This window comes from Nostoc sp. C110, from assembly GCF_043099725.1.
In the GTDB taxonomy this organism is placed as follows: Bacteria; Cyanobacteriota; Cyanobacteriia; order Cyanobacteriales; family Nostocaceae; genus Nostoc; species Nostoc muscorum_A.
In genome coordinates this window covers 4,344,921-4,362,217 of the sequence record NZ_CP171148.1, presented here as the reverse complement: position 1 = coordinate 4,362,217, position 17,297 = coordinate 4,344,921, and the positions used below count along the sequence as shown (strand labels likewise).

Genomic DNA, 17,297 nt, shown 5'->3' with positions numbered 1-17,297 from the left:
AATTTCAAGTTACAAGATAGAAAATGGTGTTGGGTATTGCAATTTTATGAATTTGCCTTTTCGGACATTGGGAGTCTCACCAAATGCGTGGACAGTGAATGATGCGATCGCAGATATCACTCGTCCTCAAAAACCCCCACAACCCGTTATTTTATCAACAGAAACTAAAACCCTGCGTTTAGACTTGGCAAAAGCCGCTATCCTCGTCATTGATATGCAAAACGACTTCTGTCACCCTGATGGCTGGTTAGCGCATATTGGCGTGGATGTAACTCCAGCACGTCAGCCGATTAAACCTTTGAATAACTTACTTCCAGAACTTCGTGAAGCGGGTGTTCCAGTCATTTGGATAAATTGGGGGAATCGCCCTGACTTACTCAATATTAGTGCTGGTTCGCGTCATGTCTATAACCCCACAGGGGCAGGTGTGGGATTAGGCGATCCACTACCAAGCAATGGTGCAAGAGTCCTAATGGCGGGTAGTTGGGCTGCGGCAGTAGTAGACGAACTAGAACAGCTTCCTGAAGATATTTGTGTGGACAAATATCGGATGAGTGGGTTTTGGGACACGCCATTAGATAGTATCTTGCGGAATCTGGGAAGCACAACATTATTTTTTGCTGGTGTTAATGCTGATCAATGCGTGCTAGCTACCTTATGTGATGCCAATTTCTTAGGATATGACTGTGTGTTAGTTAAAGATTGTAGCGCTACGACTTCGCCTGAATATTGTTGGCTAGCAACGTTGTACAATGTTAAACAATGCTTCGGTTTTGTCACTGACTCCCAAGAGATTTTAACAGCGCTGCAAAAGAATGAGGAGTGATTAGATTTTAGATTTTTCCTTCAATCCAAAATTCAAAATTGGTTGAATGAGGAGTATTTAGTGTTTAACAATTAGTGATTTTTTCATTTATACAACTTAGAACTTACGCATAACCCACGCGGTAGGGGCAATTAATTAATGAATTGTCCCTACCTGAAAATCTTTCTTTGTGGCTATTGTTTGCATCATTCCTGACAACTCACAACTTAATATTCAAGACTTGGATTTTAGGAATTTTCATACCCATCGATAACTTTAGAGGGGATAAATAAATGTACGCTACTCGTTGTGTAATTCCGGTTATCAAATCTCCCAAAGATTACCAAGTATATCGCATTAGTCCTAATGACTCTAATCGATTAGCAATTATCTTCGATTCGACAAATGCTAATACTTCTTTGACTTGCTGTATAGAAATTTTTGATATCGGTGGACAAACACCGCCAAATCGCCATCAGTGGGCGGTGGAAATGTTTTTTGTCCTCAAAGGCGAAGCGATCGCTATGTGTGACGGCAAGAGTGCCACGATCAAGGCTGGAGATAGTTTATTAGTGCCTCCCACTGGGACTCATTTGATTAAAAATACTGGTTCTACTCGCTTGTATACGTTGACTGTGATGGTTCCCAATGAAGACTTTTCGGAATTAATTCGCAGTGGCATTCCGACGGAGTTAGATGCAGAAGATATGGCTGTACTGGGGAGATTCAATACTTTGATGCCCTGTTAAAATAATTCGTAATTGACTGAGATAGAAACAGGACTTACGCAAAATAATGGAAAAACGAACCGCAAAGGCGCAAAGGACACAAAGGAATGAGAGTTTCAGAGAGTTATTGCGTAAGTCTTAAGAAAGTGGAGAGTTATCTTATTCCCAGCTTATGACTGGGAATAACTAATGTGATGTTCCTTATTTTGAGAGCTAACTACGAACTTTTGTGAGGATTTTTTGCGAATAAAACGAAGCTGATTCTTCGTTTTTGGAACAATCTTGTGCAAACTTAATCAAATGATGTCCCACAAGTCCGACGTGAATCAAGTTTTCAATATCACCTACTTTCAGTGCTGGCTTGGCCATTTTCCAGAAAGTCTGACGATAGTTACTAAATAAGCCTATCCGCAGCAAAATATTAGTTAAATAAGTTAAACCTTTACGGATATTAGCCCCAGAAGTGCGAGCAGGACTGTTAGGTACTTCGATGCGATTTGGATAGGTGTGTTCCATATTGTAAGCAAACCGCTCATATAAAAATTCCGGCTCATAAGCAGTTGTGATGCAGCGCCGCCACATCTCGACAACTTGCTCGTAGGGCATCAAAAACTCAACATTTGATTCCCGGCTTTCATCAAATACGAGTCGTCCTTCTGCTTCTAACCTCCGCCATAACGGAGTTCTAGGCAACGCATGAAGTAGATTAATTGTCAACATGGGAATTTGAGATGCCCGAATAAATTCGATAATTCGGTCTGCTGTTTCTGGTGTATCTGTATCTAACCCAATGATGATTCCTGATACTACTTCCATGCCATAGCTATTTAAAACCTGAATTGCTTTTAAAATTGGCATACTCAAATTTTGATCTTTGGAAATAGCATGGAGAGCATCTGGTTCAGGTGTTTCGATACCACAAAAGATTGTGCAGAAATAGGCTTCGCGCATCATCTCCAGCAGTTTTGGGCTTTGAGCTAGGTTGAGGGTTGCTTCACAGGCAAACTGGATGGGGTAGCCATTGCGTTTTTGCCAGTCAATCAGATGAGGAAGTAACTTCATGGCAGCGCGGCGATCGCCAACAAAGTTATCATCGACAAAATATACTGCCCCCATATTGCCAGATTGTCGCATTGCATCTAGCTCGGCAAGCACTTGCTCTGGTGTTTTCATCCGGGGACTGTTGCCATAGAGTTCGGGAATATCACAAAACTCGCAGCGATAAGGACAACCGCTAGAAAACTGCACATTTGCTAAGAAATAATCATCGATATCCAGCAAATGATAAGCTGGAGTTGGGAAATCTGTTAAAGGTAAACGTTCTTTCGTTTCAAAGCGGATTTGCCTTTGAGGACGTTCTAAGTTTTGGTCTAGATACTCGATCATGCGATCGCTAGCATCTCCCAACTCACCCAAATGTAAAATGTCAAATTCAGGATAATATTCTGGACACCCAGATACCGAAGGGCCACCCACAACTGTGATTTTCCCAGCTCGATGGGCAAGTTCATTAATTTGATTAATCTGTGGTTTTTGAATATGCATTCCACTCACAATTACCACATCAGCCCATTGGTAATCAGCCCTGGTTGCTGATTTGACATTCTCATCAATAAACCGCACTTCCCATTTTTGAGGTAAGTAGGCAGCCACAATTAAAATACCTTGGGGTGGCATAAAAGCCCGGACATTACCCATCAATGGGTAGGCGTAATGAAAAGTACCAAAGGAGCGGCTGTATTTAGGAAAAATGCAAAGAATGCGTCGATGGTTCGAGGGAACGTAGCTGCTTCTCTTAGTATTAGAAGCGGTTTTGGAATCGGCCGCTATATAAGTTGGATTCTCTAAAGACTTAAGATTTACGGTCATCGCAAATTTCACCCCAGAAAACTGAGCAGTTAATTTGACAATTTATTGACACAATTCAGTGATAATTCCAACTAGCTTACCGCGATCTTTCAGCAGTTTTTAACTGTAAAATATAAAATTCCTCCTAGAGGGGTATGATTCGCCCTTTCTCAGAATGCAGTTTTGCAATTACCGATGCCTTTGAGTCGCCAGATTCTGGCTTATGAGTTAATTCATCTAGAAGGCTTAGGGAAAAAGTAATTACCGATATAGTTGGTTATAAGTTGGTATGTTTGGTATTATTTTACCTAGCATCAATTTTATGGAAGAAATTTCTCAAACGCCTTTTCTATGAAAAGAAGACAAATTTTTGGCTTATTGGGTATAGCAGTTGCTGGTTTGCTCCTGGCAATTGGTTTACCGTTAGTTAATCCTTCTCCGGTAATAGCGCAATCAAACAGCACTATCCTCGTCTCCGCAGCCGCCAGCTTAAAAGAGGCACTAGAGGAAATTAAGCCTTTGTACCAACAAAGTAAATCAGATGTCAACATTAATTATAATTTTGGGGCTTCTGGTGCCTTGCAACAACAGATTGAGCAAGGTGCCCCAGCAGATATCTTTATTTCTGCTGGCAAAAAGCAAGTGGATGCCCTAGAACAAAAAGGACTTTTGGTAACAGGTAGCCGTGCTAACTTGGCAAATAACCGTCTAGTCTTGATTGTGGCTCAGGATGTTGTAGGCATCACTAGTTTCTACAATTTAACAGATAGTAAGATTAAAAAAATTGCGATCGGTGAACCTAGAAGTGTACCCGCCGGTCAATATGGGGAGCAAGTCTTAAAGAAATTGAAACTTTATAATCAGGTAAAGCCCAAATTAGTCTTTGCTAACAACGTGCGTCAAGTTTTGGCAGCAGTAGAAAGTGGTAACGCTGAAGCGGGTTTAGTTTATGCTACTGATGCCAAAATTTCCAACAAGGTAAAAGTCGTAGTTGCTGCTGACGATAAGTTTCACTCACCGATTGTCTATCCAATGGCAGTAATTAAAAGCAGTAAAAATATTCCAGCAGCCAAAGAGTTTATCCAATTTTTATCTGGCAGTGAAGCCAAGACAGTACTCAAAAAATATGGGTTTCTTGTAAGTTAGCAAGAAGCTTAAGAGTTCATTTGAATAAGTGTTTCGCTGTGACTTGAGGCACTTTTAGATCCCCCTAACCCCTTTTAAAAGGGTTGGGGGATATTTTGTGCATAAGTTTTAAAGGAGAATAACCAATGCCCAATGTCCAATTCCCAATGCCCCATACCCTTTAATACAACGACTTAATCCACTGCCATTCCTGCGTTAAACCCTCTCTTAGAGAGACTTGTGGCTGATATCCCAGAATTTTCTGCGCTTTAGATACATCAGCAGCAGTATGGCGTGCATCTCCCATCGCTTTTTCTATGTGGTTTCTTTTGATTGGTTTGCCAACGATTTCTTCAATCGTATCTAAGACTTCTGCTAAAACCACCCTGCTACCACCACCGATATTAAAAATTTCTCCCACTGCTTGGGGTGTGGAAGCAGCCGCTAAATTGGCCGCCACTATATCACCAACAAATGTAAACTCCCGTGTTTGCTGTCCATCGCCGTAAATAGGAATCGCCTCATCCTGCAAAATGGATTTAAAGAACTTATGAAATGCCATATCTGGGCGTTGTTTAGGTCCATAGACTGTGAAATAGCGCAATGATACAGATGGCACACCAAAGTTTTTGTGATACAGTCTGCACAAAGTTTCAGCCGCTAGCTTAGTAATGCCGTAAGGAGAAACAGGTTCAGGGCAAATTCCTTCGTGAGTGGGTAAAGTTTCTGCATCACCATATACACTTGACGAAGAAGCAAACACTAATCTTTTCAAGTGTTTTGCATCTTTAGCCGCTTCTAGCAAAACTTGCGTAGCATTAATATTTCGTTCTGTGTAACCTCGAAAAGCCTTACCCCAGCTTGCCCTGACACCTGCTTGTGCTGCTTGATGGTAAACGACATCAACATCTTTTAAGAGTTCCTGCCAATCTAAAAACTGAATATCTGCTTCAATTAATGTAAAATTAGGTGAGCTATGTAAGTGTACAACATTCTTACGCTTTAACATAGGATCGTAATAATCATTGAATTCATCAATCCCAATTACTTCTTCCCCTTGTTGTAGCAAGATGTCTACGAGGTGAGAACCAATAAAGCCTGCTGCTCCAGTAACGATAATTTTAGCCATGTTAGCTATTTTTTGCTATTTTCATAAATTTCTATATTCACAGGTTAGTACTTGTAATCAATAATCGTCATTACTTAAGCTTGATTTTTAATCAATTATTGTACTGTTTTAAACACAAGTATTACTTAAATAAATATACTTATAATCTAATTAATAAAAGTATATTTATTTAGTTACTGTATGACAAAATTGACTAAGCAAATATACTAGTTGACAGAATTTAATCTTGAGAATGAACGCAGTTGAAATTCCAACCACGAAATGGTCTTAAAATCCAATACGGTTCACTTAGCAATATAAAACCTTAAGCTGCGTAGGTTTGGTTGAGGAACGAAACCCAACATTACCACCTTATTTATGTTGGATTATGCTATCGCTGCACCCAACCTTGTATCTTAGAAATAGTAGTAGACCGTCCCAACCTTGGTCATTATAGACCGCTTTGTAGCATGGGTCACTACAACAATCTTCTAGACAGAACTCGAACAGTCGCCGGGGTCAAAGCTTTAAAGACTGGAAAATTAGATTTTTATGAGAAATTTGTAATAGAAAACATCTCAAAAGGGAATAACTATGACAGTCAATCTACAAGGAATATTACAGCAACCGGGACAAGGTTCTTCATACTGGGTGCTTGGGGATTTGTATACTTTTAAGGCAGTGGGTGAAGAAACTGGTCAAGCTTATGCTCTAGTTGAGATTACCGTTCAACCACAAAACGGTACACCTCCCCACATTCATAGTCACGAAGACGAAGCTTTTTATATTCAAGAGGGAGAATTGGAATTTCAGCTTGATGAGCAAATTATCTTAGCAACTCCTGGAACTTTTTTCCACTCTCCCAAAGGTCAACTCCACAGGTTCTCAAATATCGGTACAAAGCCAGCAAAATTACTTTGTTGGTTCACACCAGCAGGGTTAGAGAAGTTTTTTATGGAAGTAGGTGTGCCAGTCTCAGAGAGAATGCAATTACCTAGCGTTAGTCCCGCAGATATGGAAAAAGCGGTGGCGGCTGCTTCAAAATATGGTCTTAAAATTATTCCGCCGTCTGCTGTCTCTTCGCAGATATAAGCTAATATAACTACAAGCGATCGCAGTTAGACACCAAACAACAGTGCGAGAAAGTCTCAGAGGAGCGATCGCTAACTAAGCTAATCTTTCAATATGAAAACGCTTAAACGCTCTAGCTGCTTCTGGAATTAGCTCAATATACCAATACCCATTGATTTCATCTGCAAACCAACTAATTATTGCAAGTGCCGGTTGCCCAAATTCATCATCTTTTACTCCAAAAAATTGGCAGAACTTTCCACCTACATGACCAATTTGACCAGAAGAGTCACCATCATATCCCGCCGCTTCAGATAACTCCCAAGTGCGTAATCTGCGATTGTCTTCCATAAAGTAACAATGCTGATACAACTTATTCAAGATAGCTTTGTGTCCCGGAGTCAATTCTTCATAAATTGAGTGGAATGCCTCTAAATATTTTTCCTCTGAAGGAATATAACGTTCAACATCTTTCAACACTCTATTCTTCCTCTTTTGATTTGAAAATTCGCTGACAATGAGTGAAATATTATAGTTTGCGCTCTCTATTTCCTTGAGGGTGGGTGCTTCCGCAATCACGTTAAAGAATCGTTTAGAGGCATTTTAGCCTCTACTTGCAGAAATGTCTTACCAAGAATACCTGTATTTAATATTACCCAATACAATGTATTTTATTTAACCGCGATCGCCAGTTAAGATTTTAGAACTCTTTATACCATTCTCAGCACACTAGAGGATTCATAATCCATAATCCAAATATTGATCCCAAGAAAAAGTGTTGACTTATGTGTATAGAATTTGGGCGGGAAATCTGCGGCAATCTTGACACGGCAGAGTCACGCGAATGGTTAGTTACTAATGGTATTGGTGGTTATGCTTCTGGAACTGTGGCTGGTTTATTGACGCGCCGCTATCACGGACTATTGGTAGCAGCATTGAAACCACCTTTAGGTCGTACTTTACTGCTGGCAAAACTAGATGAAACTATCCTGTATGACAATCGCTCTTATTCTCTAGACACCAATCGTTGGGCTGATGGGACTGTCAGCCCTCACGGTTATCAAAATATTGAACGTTTTTCTCTGGAAGGTACAATTCCCTTATGGCGTTTTGCTGTTGCCGATGCCTTGTTAGAAAAACGGGTGTGGATGCAACAAGGTGTTAATACAACTTATGTGCAATATACTTTGCGTCGTGCCACGCAACCTCTGAAGTTGACCCTCAAAGCAATGGTCAACTACCGCGATTATCACAGCGACACCCAAAGCAATGGCTGGAAGATGTCTATTGAGGAAGTCGAACAAGGGATTTGTGTAACTGCTTATCCGGGTGCTGTACTAATGTATTTACTGAGCGATGGTGGTAGCGCATCTATCGCTGACAATTGGTATTATGGCTTTGACTTGGCTGTTGAACGCTATCGGGGATTGAGAGATAGAGAAGACCATCTCCACGCTGCGACTTTTGAAGTTACACTAAATCCTGGGGAAGCGATCGCATTTGTAGCCAGCACAGAAAAGCAAGCAAATCTCAATGCCGAGGCTGCACTTAAGTTACGTCGCGCTCAAGAGCAGAAGCTAACAGGAATTTGGAAAACTAATCAACCCCTCAAGACCAAGGAATCACCTATTTGGATCAAGCAACTAATACTAGCTGCTGACCAATTTATTGTTGACCGTCCAATGCCAGAAGACCCCTACGGTAAGACTATCATCGCTGGTTATCACTGGTTTAGTGACTGGGGACGCGACACAATGATTAGTCTACCTGGTTTGACAATTTCCACTGGTCGTCCAGAGGTAGCACGCTCAATTCTTCGCACCTTTGCCAGATACGTAGACCAGGGAATGTTGCCAAATCGCTTTCCTGATGCGGGCGAGCAACCAGAATATAATACAGTCGATGCCACTCTCTGGTATTTTGAAGCAGTCCGCGCCTACTACAGCGCTACGGATGATGATACTTTGCTTGGTGAACTCTTTCCTATACTTGCAGACATCATTGATTGGCACTGTCGCGGTACACGCTACAACATCCATCTCGATTCGGCCGATGGTTTACTATTTGCTGGCGTTCCAGGTGTACAACTGACTTGGATGGATGCCAAAGTTGATGATTGGGTAGTTACGCCCCGAATTGGCAAACCGATTGAAGTTAATGCCCTCTGGTATAATGCTTTACGGACAATGGCAAAGTTTGCCCGTCACCTTGGTAAACCACACCAAGAATATGAGGCAATGGCAGACCGGGCTAAGTATAGATTTTCTCGCTTCTGGAATGACGAGACAGGTTATTGCTATGACGTTCTAGACAGTCCTGATGGTGATGATGCAGCATTGCGACCTAACCAAATATTTGCCGTTTCATTGCCAGAAAGCCCATTAACACCTGCCCAGCAAAAGAGTGTAGTGGAAGTTTGCGGACGAAGGCTGCTGACTTCTCATGGATTGCGATCGCTAGCGCCCGATCATTTCCAATACCAGGGTAAATACGGTGGTAATCAGTATCAACGTGATGGCGCTTATCATCAGGGGACAGTTTGGGGTTGGTTATTGGGGCCGTTCGTCTTAGCACATCTGCGCGTCTACAAAAATCCTGAGCAGGCTCGTCAATTTTTGGAACCAATGGCTAATCATCTTACTACACACGGTCTTGGTAGTCTCAGCGAAATTTTTGATGGTGATGCCCCGATGACTCCACGGGGATGTATTGCTCAAGCGTGGACAGTAGCAGAGGTTTTACGCGCTTGGCTGGCGACAGATAATTGATGCGCTTACCTGTTACCCCACCCAAAGTTTAGTAAAACAGCTGCCCATCAGCAATTTCTACGATCCGCTTAGTTCCATCTTTACTCTCTATTACATCTACAGAAAAGAATTGACTTCCAATCCGTTTTGCACATTCTTTAAGGATCTCTGGAACTTCGTCATCTGGTAAAACTTTTGCTGCTTTACCAGATTGAGAAATCAAGAAATTTGCACTTTTTCAAAATTTTTAAGTATGATTATTAACCATGAATATATTAAAATACTCAGTTAACTTTGCTTCCTTTTGTGTTGTCGCCTGTATTATCGCTTCTACATCTGCGGTAATTGCTCAACCAAGACCTTCACAAACCAATTCGGTAATAAAACTAACACCGACTCAGTTAAAAGTTTTGCGATCGCTAGGGTTAAAAATAGCATTACCAAGTTACGTACCCGCAAATTTTCATGCCGATAAAGTATTGGTTGAGGCTGGGCGTGAAAATGTTCAGAGCTTGCGTTACTTAGTTGTTTACCAAAATTCAAGTGCAGATAAATGCTTTGCGATTGAGTCAGCATCTGGCGGTATCGGCGACTTGCCCTCTGGATCACGCAGTTACCCGATAAATTCTCCTATATTTGGCAAAAGCGTCTTGGAGCAAGGATTATACGGTAATGCCAAACAACCAACATTGCTATCGCAGTGGTTGGGTTCACAAAATGGCCCCTTTTACAGATTTGTTGGTACGGGAGTATTACCAGAATTGTCTAATTGTAGTAATGTTACTCCCCAAGAAGCAGTCAAAATTTCGCAGTCGGTTCGCTACTTCAATTAATTGACTACACCTACTAAACCGGAGCTTTTTCATTTATTGGAGTTCAATTAAAACCAATAAGCTATGACAATTATCTATTCAGGAATTTCCTGCGTCTTTAAAAAAAAATACCAAGAATCTCTGTATATTTACTCTATTTAGGAGGATATAGAAATATGTCTAAACAGCAAGAGCTACTTTCAACCATTGTATTCATACAAGAAGACATACAAAAGTATAAAATTTTAAGGTAATTCTCATCTGAAATTAATTTAATTACTAGTAAATTAATTTAATTTATTATTAGAGAAATATTTGCAGGGTTGAGAGGACGATTAAAGAAAAATATTTTGCAATCTTTCTGGAATGGCTGCACTTTTCATTGTAGGTATACAACAAAGATAAGTTAAAATCATCTGTAACTAAAAATTTAGCGGTTAATAGTAACTTTATATTTAGCATTTTGATTTTTTTATTGATATATCTTTATTCAACACCTAAAACGTACCCATAAAAGTGAAGCAAATCAGAAAAGTTTGGATAAATATAGACCCATTTTCCTTACAGTCACGCCTCACAATTGGTATTGCTGCATTCTCAGGTTTGGTATTAGGTAGCCTCGCTACATGGACTAGTTGGAAAATGCAGCAAATATTAGTTGATAGTCATAAGTATAATATAGAACAAATCGCCAAGCGTTTGCCGCAAGATGTGCAAATTTATAGTGAAATGATGCAACCGGAAACTGGGTTGCAAAAGGCTATTAATAACTTGGCAAATACCAACATCTTATTATGGTTGAAAAGTCCTGATAATAAAATTTTAGTAAAATCTGCCACTTTAGATTTGGTATCCGATACTAAAGTAGCTGAGTTAATGTCTTTAACTAAGATGCCGATTAAACCACAAGTTTACAAAGTCAACGAAAGCTATTTTGTTTTATGTGGTAGTTCTGTACAAGTGCAGGGTAAGTTATTGGGTGAGGTATTTGTAGTCAAAGATATTACCCGCGAGCAAAAAATGTTTCTGGGAATGGTACAGAGTTTAACTATTATTAGTATTTTGGCAATTATTATTTTAACTGCTGCGATCGCATTTTACATCCAGCGTTCTCTGCAACCTCTACGTCAGCTAAATCAAATGGCTTCTGTGATTTCGGCTGACGATTTAGGACAATCGCAGCTATCGGTTGAAAATGCACCCAGCGAAGTTAAAGAATTAGCTCAAACTTTAACTATGCTCTTATCACGACTCTCTCAATCTTGGAAGCAAGAACGAGAATTTGTGAGTAATGTTTCTCATGAATTACGCACGCCTTTAACTATTGTACATGGTTACTTACAAAGCGTCTTGCGAAGGCAAAATAATTTAACACAAACCCAACAAGAAGCTTTAGAAACTGCGGCATCGGAAGCTGAACGCACTATTCGTCTGCTACAAGATTTACTTGATTTAGCACGGGCAGATAATGGTTACTTATATTTTCAAATGAAATCTTATGTGCTAAATGACTTGGTTGAAGAAGTGGTGATGATGGCAAAAAAATATAGCGATCGCATAATTAAAATCGAGTCCAACGTTGATCGAATTGAGGTGAAAGCAGATTACAGTCGGCTCAAACAAGTATTATTGAACTTGATTGATAATGCTATTAAGTACTCTGAAGCTAATACACCGATAGTTTTGGAATTAAATCAACTTGAAGATCGGGCAATTATTCAAGTTTGCGATCGAGGCTATGGAATTCCTTTGCAACAGCAAGCACGGATATTTGAAAGATTTTACCGCGTAGATGAATCCCGCTCTCATACTACCGGGGGTTGTGGTTTGGGTTTATCTATTGTCAAGACACTTGTTGAGGGTATGGGGGGTAGTGTCAGTGTCCAATCAAAGTTAGGGGAAGGAAGTACATTTACAATTAGTTTACCGACGTATAGCAGTGCTATCTGAATTTCAAGAATCAGGGCTTTTATAGAGAAGGAACCACCACAACTCTAGTCCAATCAAGGCTAAACCAGCGATCGCAACACCAACTTTCAAGCCCAATGGTTGCTCTATATGGTTAAATTGGGTAGTTTGCTCTGACGAGTGGGCTGGCATTTCTGCTAATGTTGCACTTGGTGTACCGGCGAGAAGCGCTAAAGCTGTAAGGCTTCCCCAAAGCATTTTTTTACTGAACATTTCCTAATTTAACCTGCAATTATGAAGTAGCTTTTGGTTGAAAGTTACGCAATCTGAGGGCATTGCTAACAACAGAGAGCGAAGAAAGAGCCATCGCAGCCCCGGCGATAATTGGATTGAGTAACCAACCAAATATAGGGAACAAAATTCCAGCCGCAATGGGAATACCAATGACGTTGTAAATAAAGGCAAAGAAGAGATTTTGCTTGATATTGTTGATGGTGGCATGGCTGAGTTGAATTGCTGTGACAATGCCTTGCAAATCTCCAGAAATTAGGGTGATATCGCTAGCTGCGATCGCAACATCTGTTCCCGTACCAATAGCAATTCCCACATCAGCCTGCGCTAGGGCTGGTGCATCATTTATCCCATCGCCCACCATTGCGACAATTGAGTGCTGAGTTTTGAGTGAGAATTTACGAGAATTCTCTCCCCTTACTCCTCTGCCCCTCTGCACCTCTGCACCCCTGCCCCTCTGCTCCCCTTGTAGAGATTGGATAATCGCCGCCTTTTGATCTGGACGCACTTCGGCAAAGATTCGCTCAATGCCAACTTCTGCTGCGATCGCATCAGCAGTTTTACGATTATCTCCAGTGAGCATTACTACTTCTAAACCTAACTTCTGTAAGGCTTTCACCACTGCTGCTGATGAAGGTTTCAGGGCATCGGCAATACCCATTATTCCTTGCAGTTCGCCATCCACAGCAATCAAAATGACTGTTTTACCAGCAGTTTCCCAGGCATCTTTATACTGCTGAAGAGTCATGGTGTTAATTCCAAGTTCTGTTAACCAGCGTTGTGTACCAATTTGCACAAGCTGATTTGAAACAACTGCTTGGACACCACTACCTGCATTAGCCTGAAAGTTCTCTACCTCCGTTAAACTCACCTCTTGAGACTGGGCGTATTTCACCACCGCTTCAGCTAAAGGATGCTCAGAATTCCGTTCCACCGTTGCTGCTAACTGTAAAAGCTTGATTTCATTCCCATTAGCTGTACCGTTAACAGTCACAAAATCTGTAACCGTGGGTTTCCCCTGAGTCAAAGTGCCGGTTTTATCTAAAACGATGCTTTGAATTTTGTGTGCTAGTTCTAAGCTGTCTGCACCCTTAATTAAGATGCCATTTTCTGCACCTTTGCCGGTTCCCACCATTACAGATGTGGGGGTAGCTAAACCCAAAGCACAGGGACAAGCGATAATTAGTACACCCACCGTTGTCATTGTGGCTAGGGTGAGGTTGCCAGTGAAATTAAACCAAATGACGAAAGTGGCGATCGCGATCGCAATCACGCCTGGTACAAACCATCCTGTAACTTGATCTGCCAAACGTTGAATTGGTGCTTTAGAGCCTTGGGCTTGTTGCACTAATTTGACGATTTGAGCCAAAAACGTATCATTTCCGACTCGTGTCACCCGAAACTGAAACGCACCTGCACCGTTAATCGTCGCCCCAATCACCTCATCTCCTGGCTGCTTTTTGACTGGCAAACTTTCACCAGTTACCATCGCTTCATCTACTGTCGAAGCGCCTGCAATCACCTCGCCATCGACTGGAATCTTTTCACCAGGACGTACTAAAATCACATCGTTGATTCTGACTTCGGCGATGGGAACATCAATTTCCACACCATCACGGATAACTCTGGCATCTCTGGCTTGCAATCCGATCAGTTTGCGGATGGCTTCAGAAGTTTGTCCCCTAGCGCGATTTTCCAATAACCGCCCCAATAAAATTAAGGTAATAACAATGGCTGCAACTTCATAATAAACATGAGGTATCAAGCCCTGGGCAATAAAAAATTTCGGGAAAACAGTCACAAACAAAGAATATATATACGCTGCACTTGTACCCAAAGCAATCAGCGTGTCCATTGTCGCCGTATGCCGCTTGAGGGTTTTCCAGCCATTGCGGTAAAAAGATCCACCACACCAGAAAATGACAGGTGTTGTCAGCCCTAACTGTACCCAAGGATTTTGCAAGAAACTGGGAATTAAGGGGAAGTTTAGCCCAGTCATCATGGGCAACGACCCCAAAAAGAGGAAAATGCTGATTACACCTCCCACAATTACCTTGAGGAAAAGTTCGCGTTGTACTGCTTGCCTACTCGCAATCTCTGCATCATCTTCTTCAGAGAGCAATTCTTGCTGAAGTGAGTCAGAAGAGTATCCCGCAGCTGCGATCGCAGTTTGAATTTTCTCTAAACTTGCTAGAGAGCGATCGTACCTGATGGCAGCTTGTTCTGCTCCAAAGTTAACGTTGCAGTCAATCACCCCAGGAACAGAGCGAATTGCCTTTTCGATGTTGTTGGCGCAACCAGCGCAACTCATACCTCGAAGTTTGAGTGTGAGAGTATCCATAACTAGATGAACCGAACCCCTGTGATTGATGTGGGAGGATCTTTAAAGATTAAGCAACTGGATAGCCAGCAGCAGCCAACGCTTCCTTAATTTCTGTTTCTGATGCTTGAGTTTCTACACTGACAAGCTTGGTTGTTGGATCAGCCTGAACGCTTGCATTGGCATCGACTGCTTGAAGTGTTTTGGTGATGGTGCTTGCACAAACAGAACAAGACATATTGGGAACTGTGAGTTGGAGAGTCATAGATTTACGGGATAAAAATAAACAACCTAGCCAAACCAAGTTGGATGACTGAAGGATAACCGTCAACAATCAGAAATTTCTGGTTGAGAGTCCCCTTGAATTCATACTAGACTCTCTAGCCGGCTGGAGAGTCTAGAGAATTTTAAAAGTTTTTCGCTAAACTTCAATTTTCTTGACGTATGTAGTATATAAATCGCTAAAAATACAAAATACTACAAAACACTTGTTTTCCAATGCAAGTGTGTGTTATCAAAGCTATATAACCTGTTGTTTTCCCCACAATTCTGGGAAAATAACCCTCCGCACCACTTGAGACGCGGCTGCTGAACCCAAGTCTCCTACTCTCTTCACAACCAAGAGTCTTTTTTAAGGCTCAATTTGGAGTTTTCATGCAGCCAAAAAATTTAAAACGTCTCCTGCGTGCTTTAGAGCGGCAGGGTTTGGATGTAACTTACGATAATCACACTTATTCTGTCCGTTTAGTTAATTCTCCTGATGCCCCTGTAGCAGAAGTGTTGCTGCCAGAAGGCTTCCCCGTAGAAGCTAAGGCACTGAAGCAGCTAGCGAATTTGGCAAGCGTCCGCCACCCATCTGGTGGATGCGTTTGTCGTGCCTGTGCTACCCCTGACTTTCACCCAGGTGATGCGGGTGTTGCCATTGGTTCAATTGTCGAAACTGTGGGTCAGGTTATCCCTGGCGCTGTCGGTTCTGACATCAATTGTGGAATGCGCCTGCACGTTGCTGATTTGACAATCGACGAATTCATGGCAAAGCGCGATCAATTCGTCGAAAAAATGAAGGGGGATTACTTCTTTGGTACGCGTGATGTGACAATGACTGCTGAGGCAATGCGATCGCTATTTCAATACGGAATTCCCGGTTGGCTGGATGCCATGCTAGATCGGCCTACTGGAAGTGTAGTCAAATCTGATTTGCAGCAACTACTCCAAGAGGGCGATGGCTCCGCCAACGCCAGGGGCGAACGCATCTTCTTAGGTGGTTCAATGGATGGTGACTGGAAACTTGCGCCTGAAGAATTGGTTCCCAATGCCGGAATGGTACGTGATGGTGGACTGGCAACCATTGGCGGCGGCAATCATTTTGTAGAAGTGCAGCGAGTTGATAAAGTCGAAAATCGCCCACTTGCCCACGCTTGGGGAGTGCGCGAGGGACAACTGGCTTTTATGATTCACTCTGGTTCTAGAAATGTGGGTAAGTATATCGGGGGAATGTGGCGAGATAAAGCTAAGGCGACTTGGCAAAAAGGTCTGAAGTACCCTGATTCTCAGATTTTTCCTCTCTCTACCCATTCTCACCCCGAATTAGTCGCCAGTTACCTGCAAGCTGAGGCAACTGCTGCTAACTATGCCTTTATTAATCGCCTGCTATTAGCAGAACTGCTACGTCTGCGTTTGCGAGAAGTATATGTGGAAGCACCTCTAATTTATGATTTGCCGCATAATATCACCTTGCCGGAAGGTCAAGGATGGGTAACACGCAAGGGCGCTTGTCCCGCCCATAGAGGGCAACCAGTGATTATCCCTGGTTCAATGGGTGCTTATTCTTATCTGATGGTGGGTAAAGGCAATCCAGCCTTTTGTAATTCGGCCTCACACGGCGCAGGAAGAATTCGTTCTCGCTTCGACCTCAATCGCAGAGGTGCATCTCAAAATGAGGCAGAACTGGGATTAACTGGGATAGACTGCATTACCTTGCGTGAAGAACGCCGCATTGAAGAAGCACCAGCCGCCTACAAACCGATTCAGTCTGTAATTGATGTGCAGGTTGAGGCAGAAATGGTGGACGTTGTGGCGCGATTGAGTCCGGTTTTGACGTTTAAAGCGTAGCCCCTAAATAAAAAGCCCCTGGTCAACGCCAGGGGTATCCATCTTTATTCCCTAATATCAGAATCGCATCTGTGAAGCTATTATAAATCCGTACCAATGCAATTAACGCATAAGATTGATGATTATTTTGCAATTAATTAGATGGAATTTACCCAGTGTCATCAATGCTACGGTGTACACACAAGTTAGATCCAGTTTTAGTTTTATCCCAATACGCTTGGGATAAGCCAAAAAGCCCTCATATAGAGACGCGATTTATCGCGTCTAATAGACTGATACTATTTCCGACTTGTGTGTACACACCGTAGCCGTTTCGGAGAGAAGAATGGAAGTGGAGTAAAAAGTCATACCACAAATGAGTGTAGAGACGTAGCAGTGCTACGTCTCTACAAGGATTCTGGATAACGCATATTTAATTTCTG

15 protein-coding genes are annotated in these 17,297 nt (G+C 41.9%); 8 read left to right on the top strand and 7 right to left on the bottom strand.

Going from position 1 to position 17,297, the window contains the following annotated elements:
- The first annotated feature begins 46 nt into the window (after window positions 1–46).
- Together ACFFRD_RS24085 and ACFFRD_RS24080 are read left to right on the top strand one after the other, a co-directional pair.
- Window positions 47–826 (top strand): cysteine hydrolase family protein, encoded by a 780-nt coding sequence (locus tag ACFFRD_RS24085; protein ID WP_392477931.1) that lies wholly within the window; start codon window positions 47–49, stop codon window positions 824–826.
- Window positions 827–1,098: 272 nt separating this feature from the next.
- Entirely contained in the window at window positions 1,099–1,554 is a 456-nt protein-coding gene (locus ACFFRD_RS24080; protein ID WP_114084911.1) for a cupin domain-containing protein, read from the top strand.
- 192 nt (window positions 1,555–1,746) lie between these two features.
- On the opposite strand, the gene ACFFRD_RS24075 is transcribed toward ACFFRD_RS24080, so the two are convergent.
- Window positions 1,747–3,402 (bottom strand): B12-binding domain-containing radical SAM protein, encoded by a 1,656-nt coding sequence (locus ACFFRD_RS24075; protein ID WP_392477930.1) that lies wholly within the window; start codon window positions 3,400–3,402, stop codon window positions 1,747–1,749.
- 330 nt (window positions 3,403–3,732) lie between these two features.
- Here ACFFRD_RS24075 and modA point away from each other — a divergent pair, with 330 nt between their 5' ends.
- Window positions 3,733–4,527 (top strand): molybdate ABC transporter substrate-binding protein, encoded by a 795-nt coding sequence (gene modA, locus ACFFRD_RS24070; protein WP_190961750.1) that lies wholly within the window; start codon window positions 3,733–3,735, stop codon window positions 4,525–4,527.
- A 160-nt stretch (window positions 4,528–4,687) separates the two neighbouring features.
- On the opposite strand, the gene ACFFRD_RS24065 is transcribed toward modA, so the two are convergent.
- Window positions 4,688–5,635 (bottom strand): NAD-dependent epimerase/dehydratase family protein, encoded by a 948-nt coding sequence (locus ACFFRD_RS24065; RefSeq protein ID WP_392477929.1) that lies wholly within the window; start codon window positions 5,633–5,635, stop codon window positions 4,688–4,690.
- A 573-nt stretch (window positions 5,636–6,208) separates the two neighbouring features.
- On the opposite strand from ACFFRD_RS24065, the gene ACFFRD_RS24060 reads away from it, so the two are divergent.
- Window positions 6,209–6,706, top strand: coding sequence for a quercetin 2,3-dioxygenase (locus tag ACFFRD_RS24060; protein WP_392477928.1), 498 nt, complete (start codon window positions 6,209–6,211; stop codon window positions 6,704–6,706).
- Between the two features lie 75 nt (window positions 6,707–6,781).
- On the opposite strand, the gene ACFFRD_RS24055 is transcribed toward ACFFRD_RS24060, so the two are convergent.
- Window positions 6,782–7,264: a hypothetical protein gene (locus ACFFRD_RS24055; RefSeq protein WP_392477926.1), complete on the bottom strand. Its 483-nt coding sequence runs from the start codon at window positions 7,262–7,264 to the stop codon at window positions 6,782–6,784.
- Window positions 7,265–7,470: 206 nt separating this feature from the next.
- Between ACFFRD_RS24055 and ACFFRD_RS24050 the strand changes: the two genes are divergently transcribed.
- Window positions 7,471–9,453: an amylo-alpha-1,6-glucosidase gene (locus ACFFRD_RS24050; RefSeq protein ID WP_392477924.1), complete on the top strand. Its 1,983-nt coding sequence runs from the start codon at window positions 7,471–7,473 to the stop codon at window positions 9,451–9,453.
- Window positions 9,454–9,481: 28 nt separating this feature from the next.
- On the opposite strand, the gene ACFFRD_RS24045 is transcribed toward ACFFRD_RS24050, so the two are convergent.
- The gene (locus ACFFRD_RS24045) at window positions 9,482–9,655 is read right to left on the bottom strand and encodes a hypothetical protein (protein ID WP_392477921.1); all 174 of its coding nucleotides are present in this window, start codon (window positions 9,653–9,655) and stop codon (window positions 9,482–9,484) included.
- A gap of 43 nt (window positions 9,656–9,698) precedes the next feature.
- On the opposite strand from ACFFRD_RS24045, the gene ACFFRD_RS24040 reads away from it, so the two are divergent.
- Window positions 9,699–10,265: a hypothetical protein gene (locus ACFFRD_RS24040; RefSeq protein WP_392477920.1), complete on the top strand. Its 567-nt coding sequence runs from the start codon at window positions 9,699–9,701 to the stop codon at window positions 10,263–10,265.
- Between the two features lie 495 nt (window positions 10,266–10,760).
- Window positions 10,761–12,194, top strand: coding sequence for a sensor histidine kinase (locus ACFFRD_RS24035; protein WP_392477919.1), 1,434 nt, complete (start codon window positions 10,761–10,763; stop codon window positions 12,192–12,194).
- 3 nt (window positions 12,195–12,197) lie between these two features.
- Here the strand turns inward: ACFFRD_RS24035 and ACFFRD_RS24030 are convergent, their stop codons facing one another.
- From ACFFRD_RS24030 to ACFFRD_RS24020, 3 genes are read right to left on the bottom strand one after another with little or no spacing between them, the layout of a single operon-like run.
- On the bottom strand, window positions 12,198–12,425 hold the full coding sequence (locus ACFFRD_RS24030) for a hypothetical protein (RefSeq protein ID WP_392477918.1): 228 nt from the start codon (window positions 12,423–12,425) through the stop codon (window positions 12,198–12,200).
- Window positions 12,426–12,444: 19 nt separating this feature from the next.
- Complete coding sequence (locus ACFFRD_RS24025) at window positions 12,445–14,784, bottom strand: heavy metal translocating P-type ATPase (protein ID WP_392477916.1); 2,340 nt, start codon at window positions 14,782–14,784, stop codon at window positions 12,445–12,447.
- A 49-nt stretch (window positions 14,785–14,833) separates the two neighbouring features.
- Entirely contained in the window at window positions 14,834–15,028 is a 195-nt protein-coding gene (locus ACFFRD_RS24020; RefSeq protein WP_114084902.1) for a heavy-metal-associated domain-containing protein, read from the bottom strand.
- A gap of 389 nt (window positions 15,029–15,417) precedes the next feature.
- On the opposite strand from ACFFRD_RS24020, the gene ACFFRD_RS24015 reads away from it, so the two are divergent.
- On the top strand, window positions 15,418–16,875 hold the full coding sequence (locus tag ACFFRD_RS24015; protein WP_392477914.1) for an RtcB family protein: 1,458 nt from the start codon (window positions 15,418–15,420) through the stop codon (window positions 16,873–16,875).
- Window positions 16,876–17,297 lie beyond the last annotated feature (422 nt).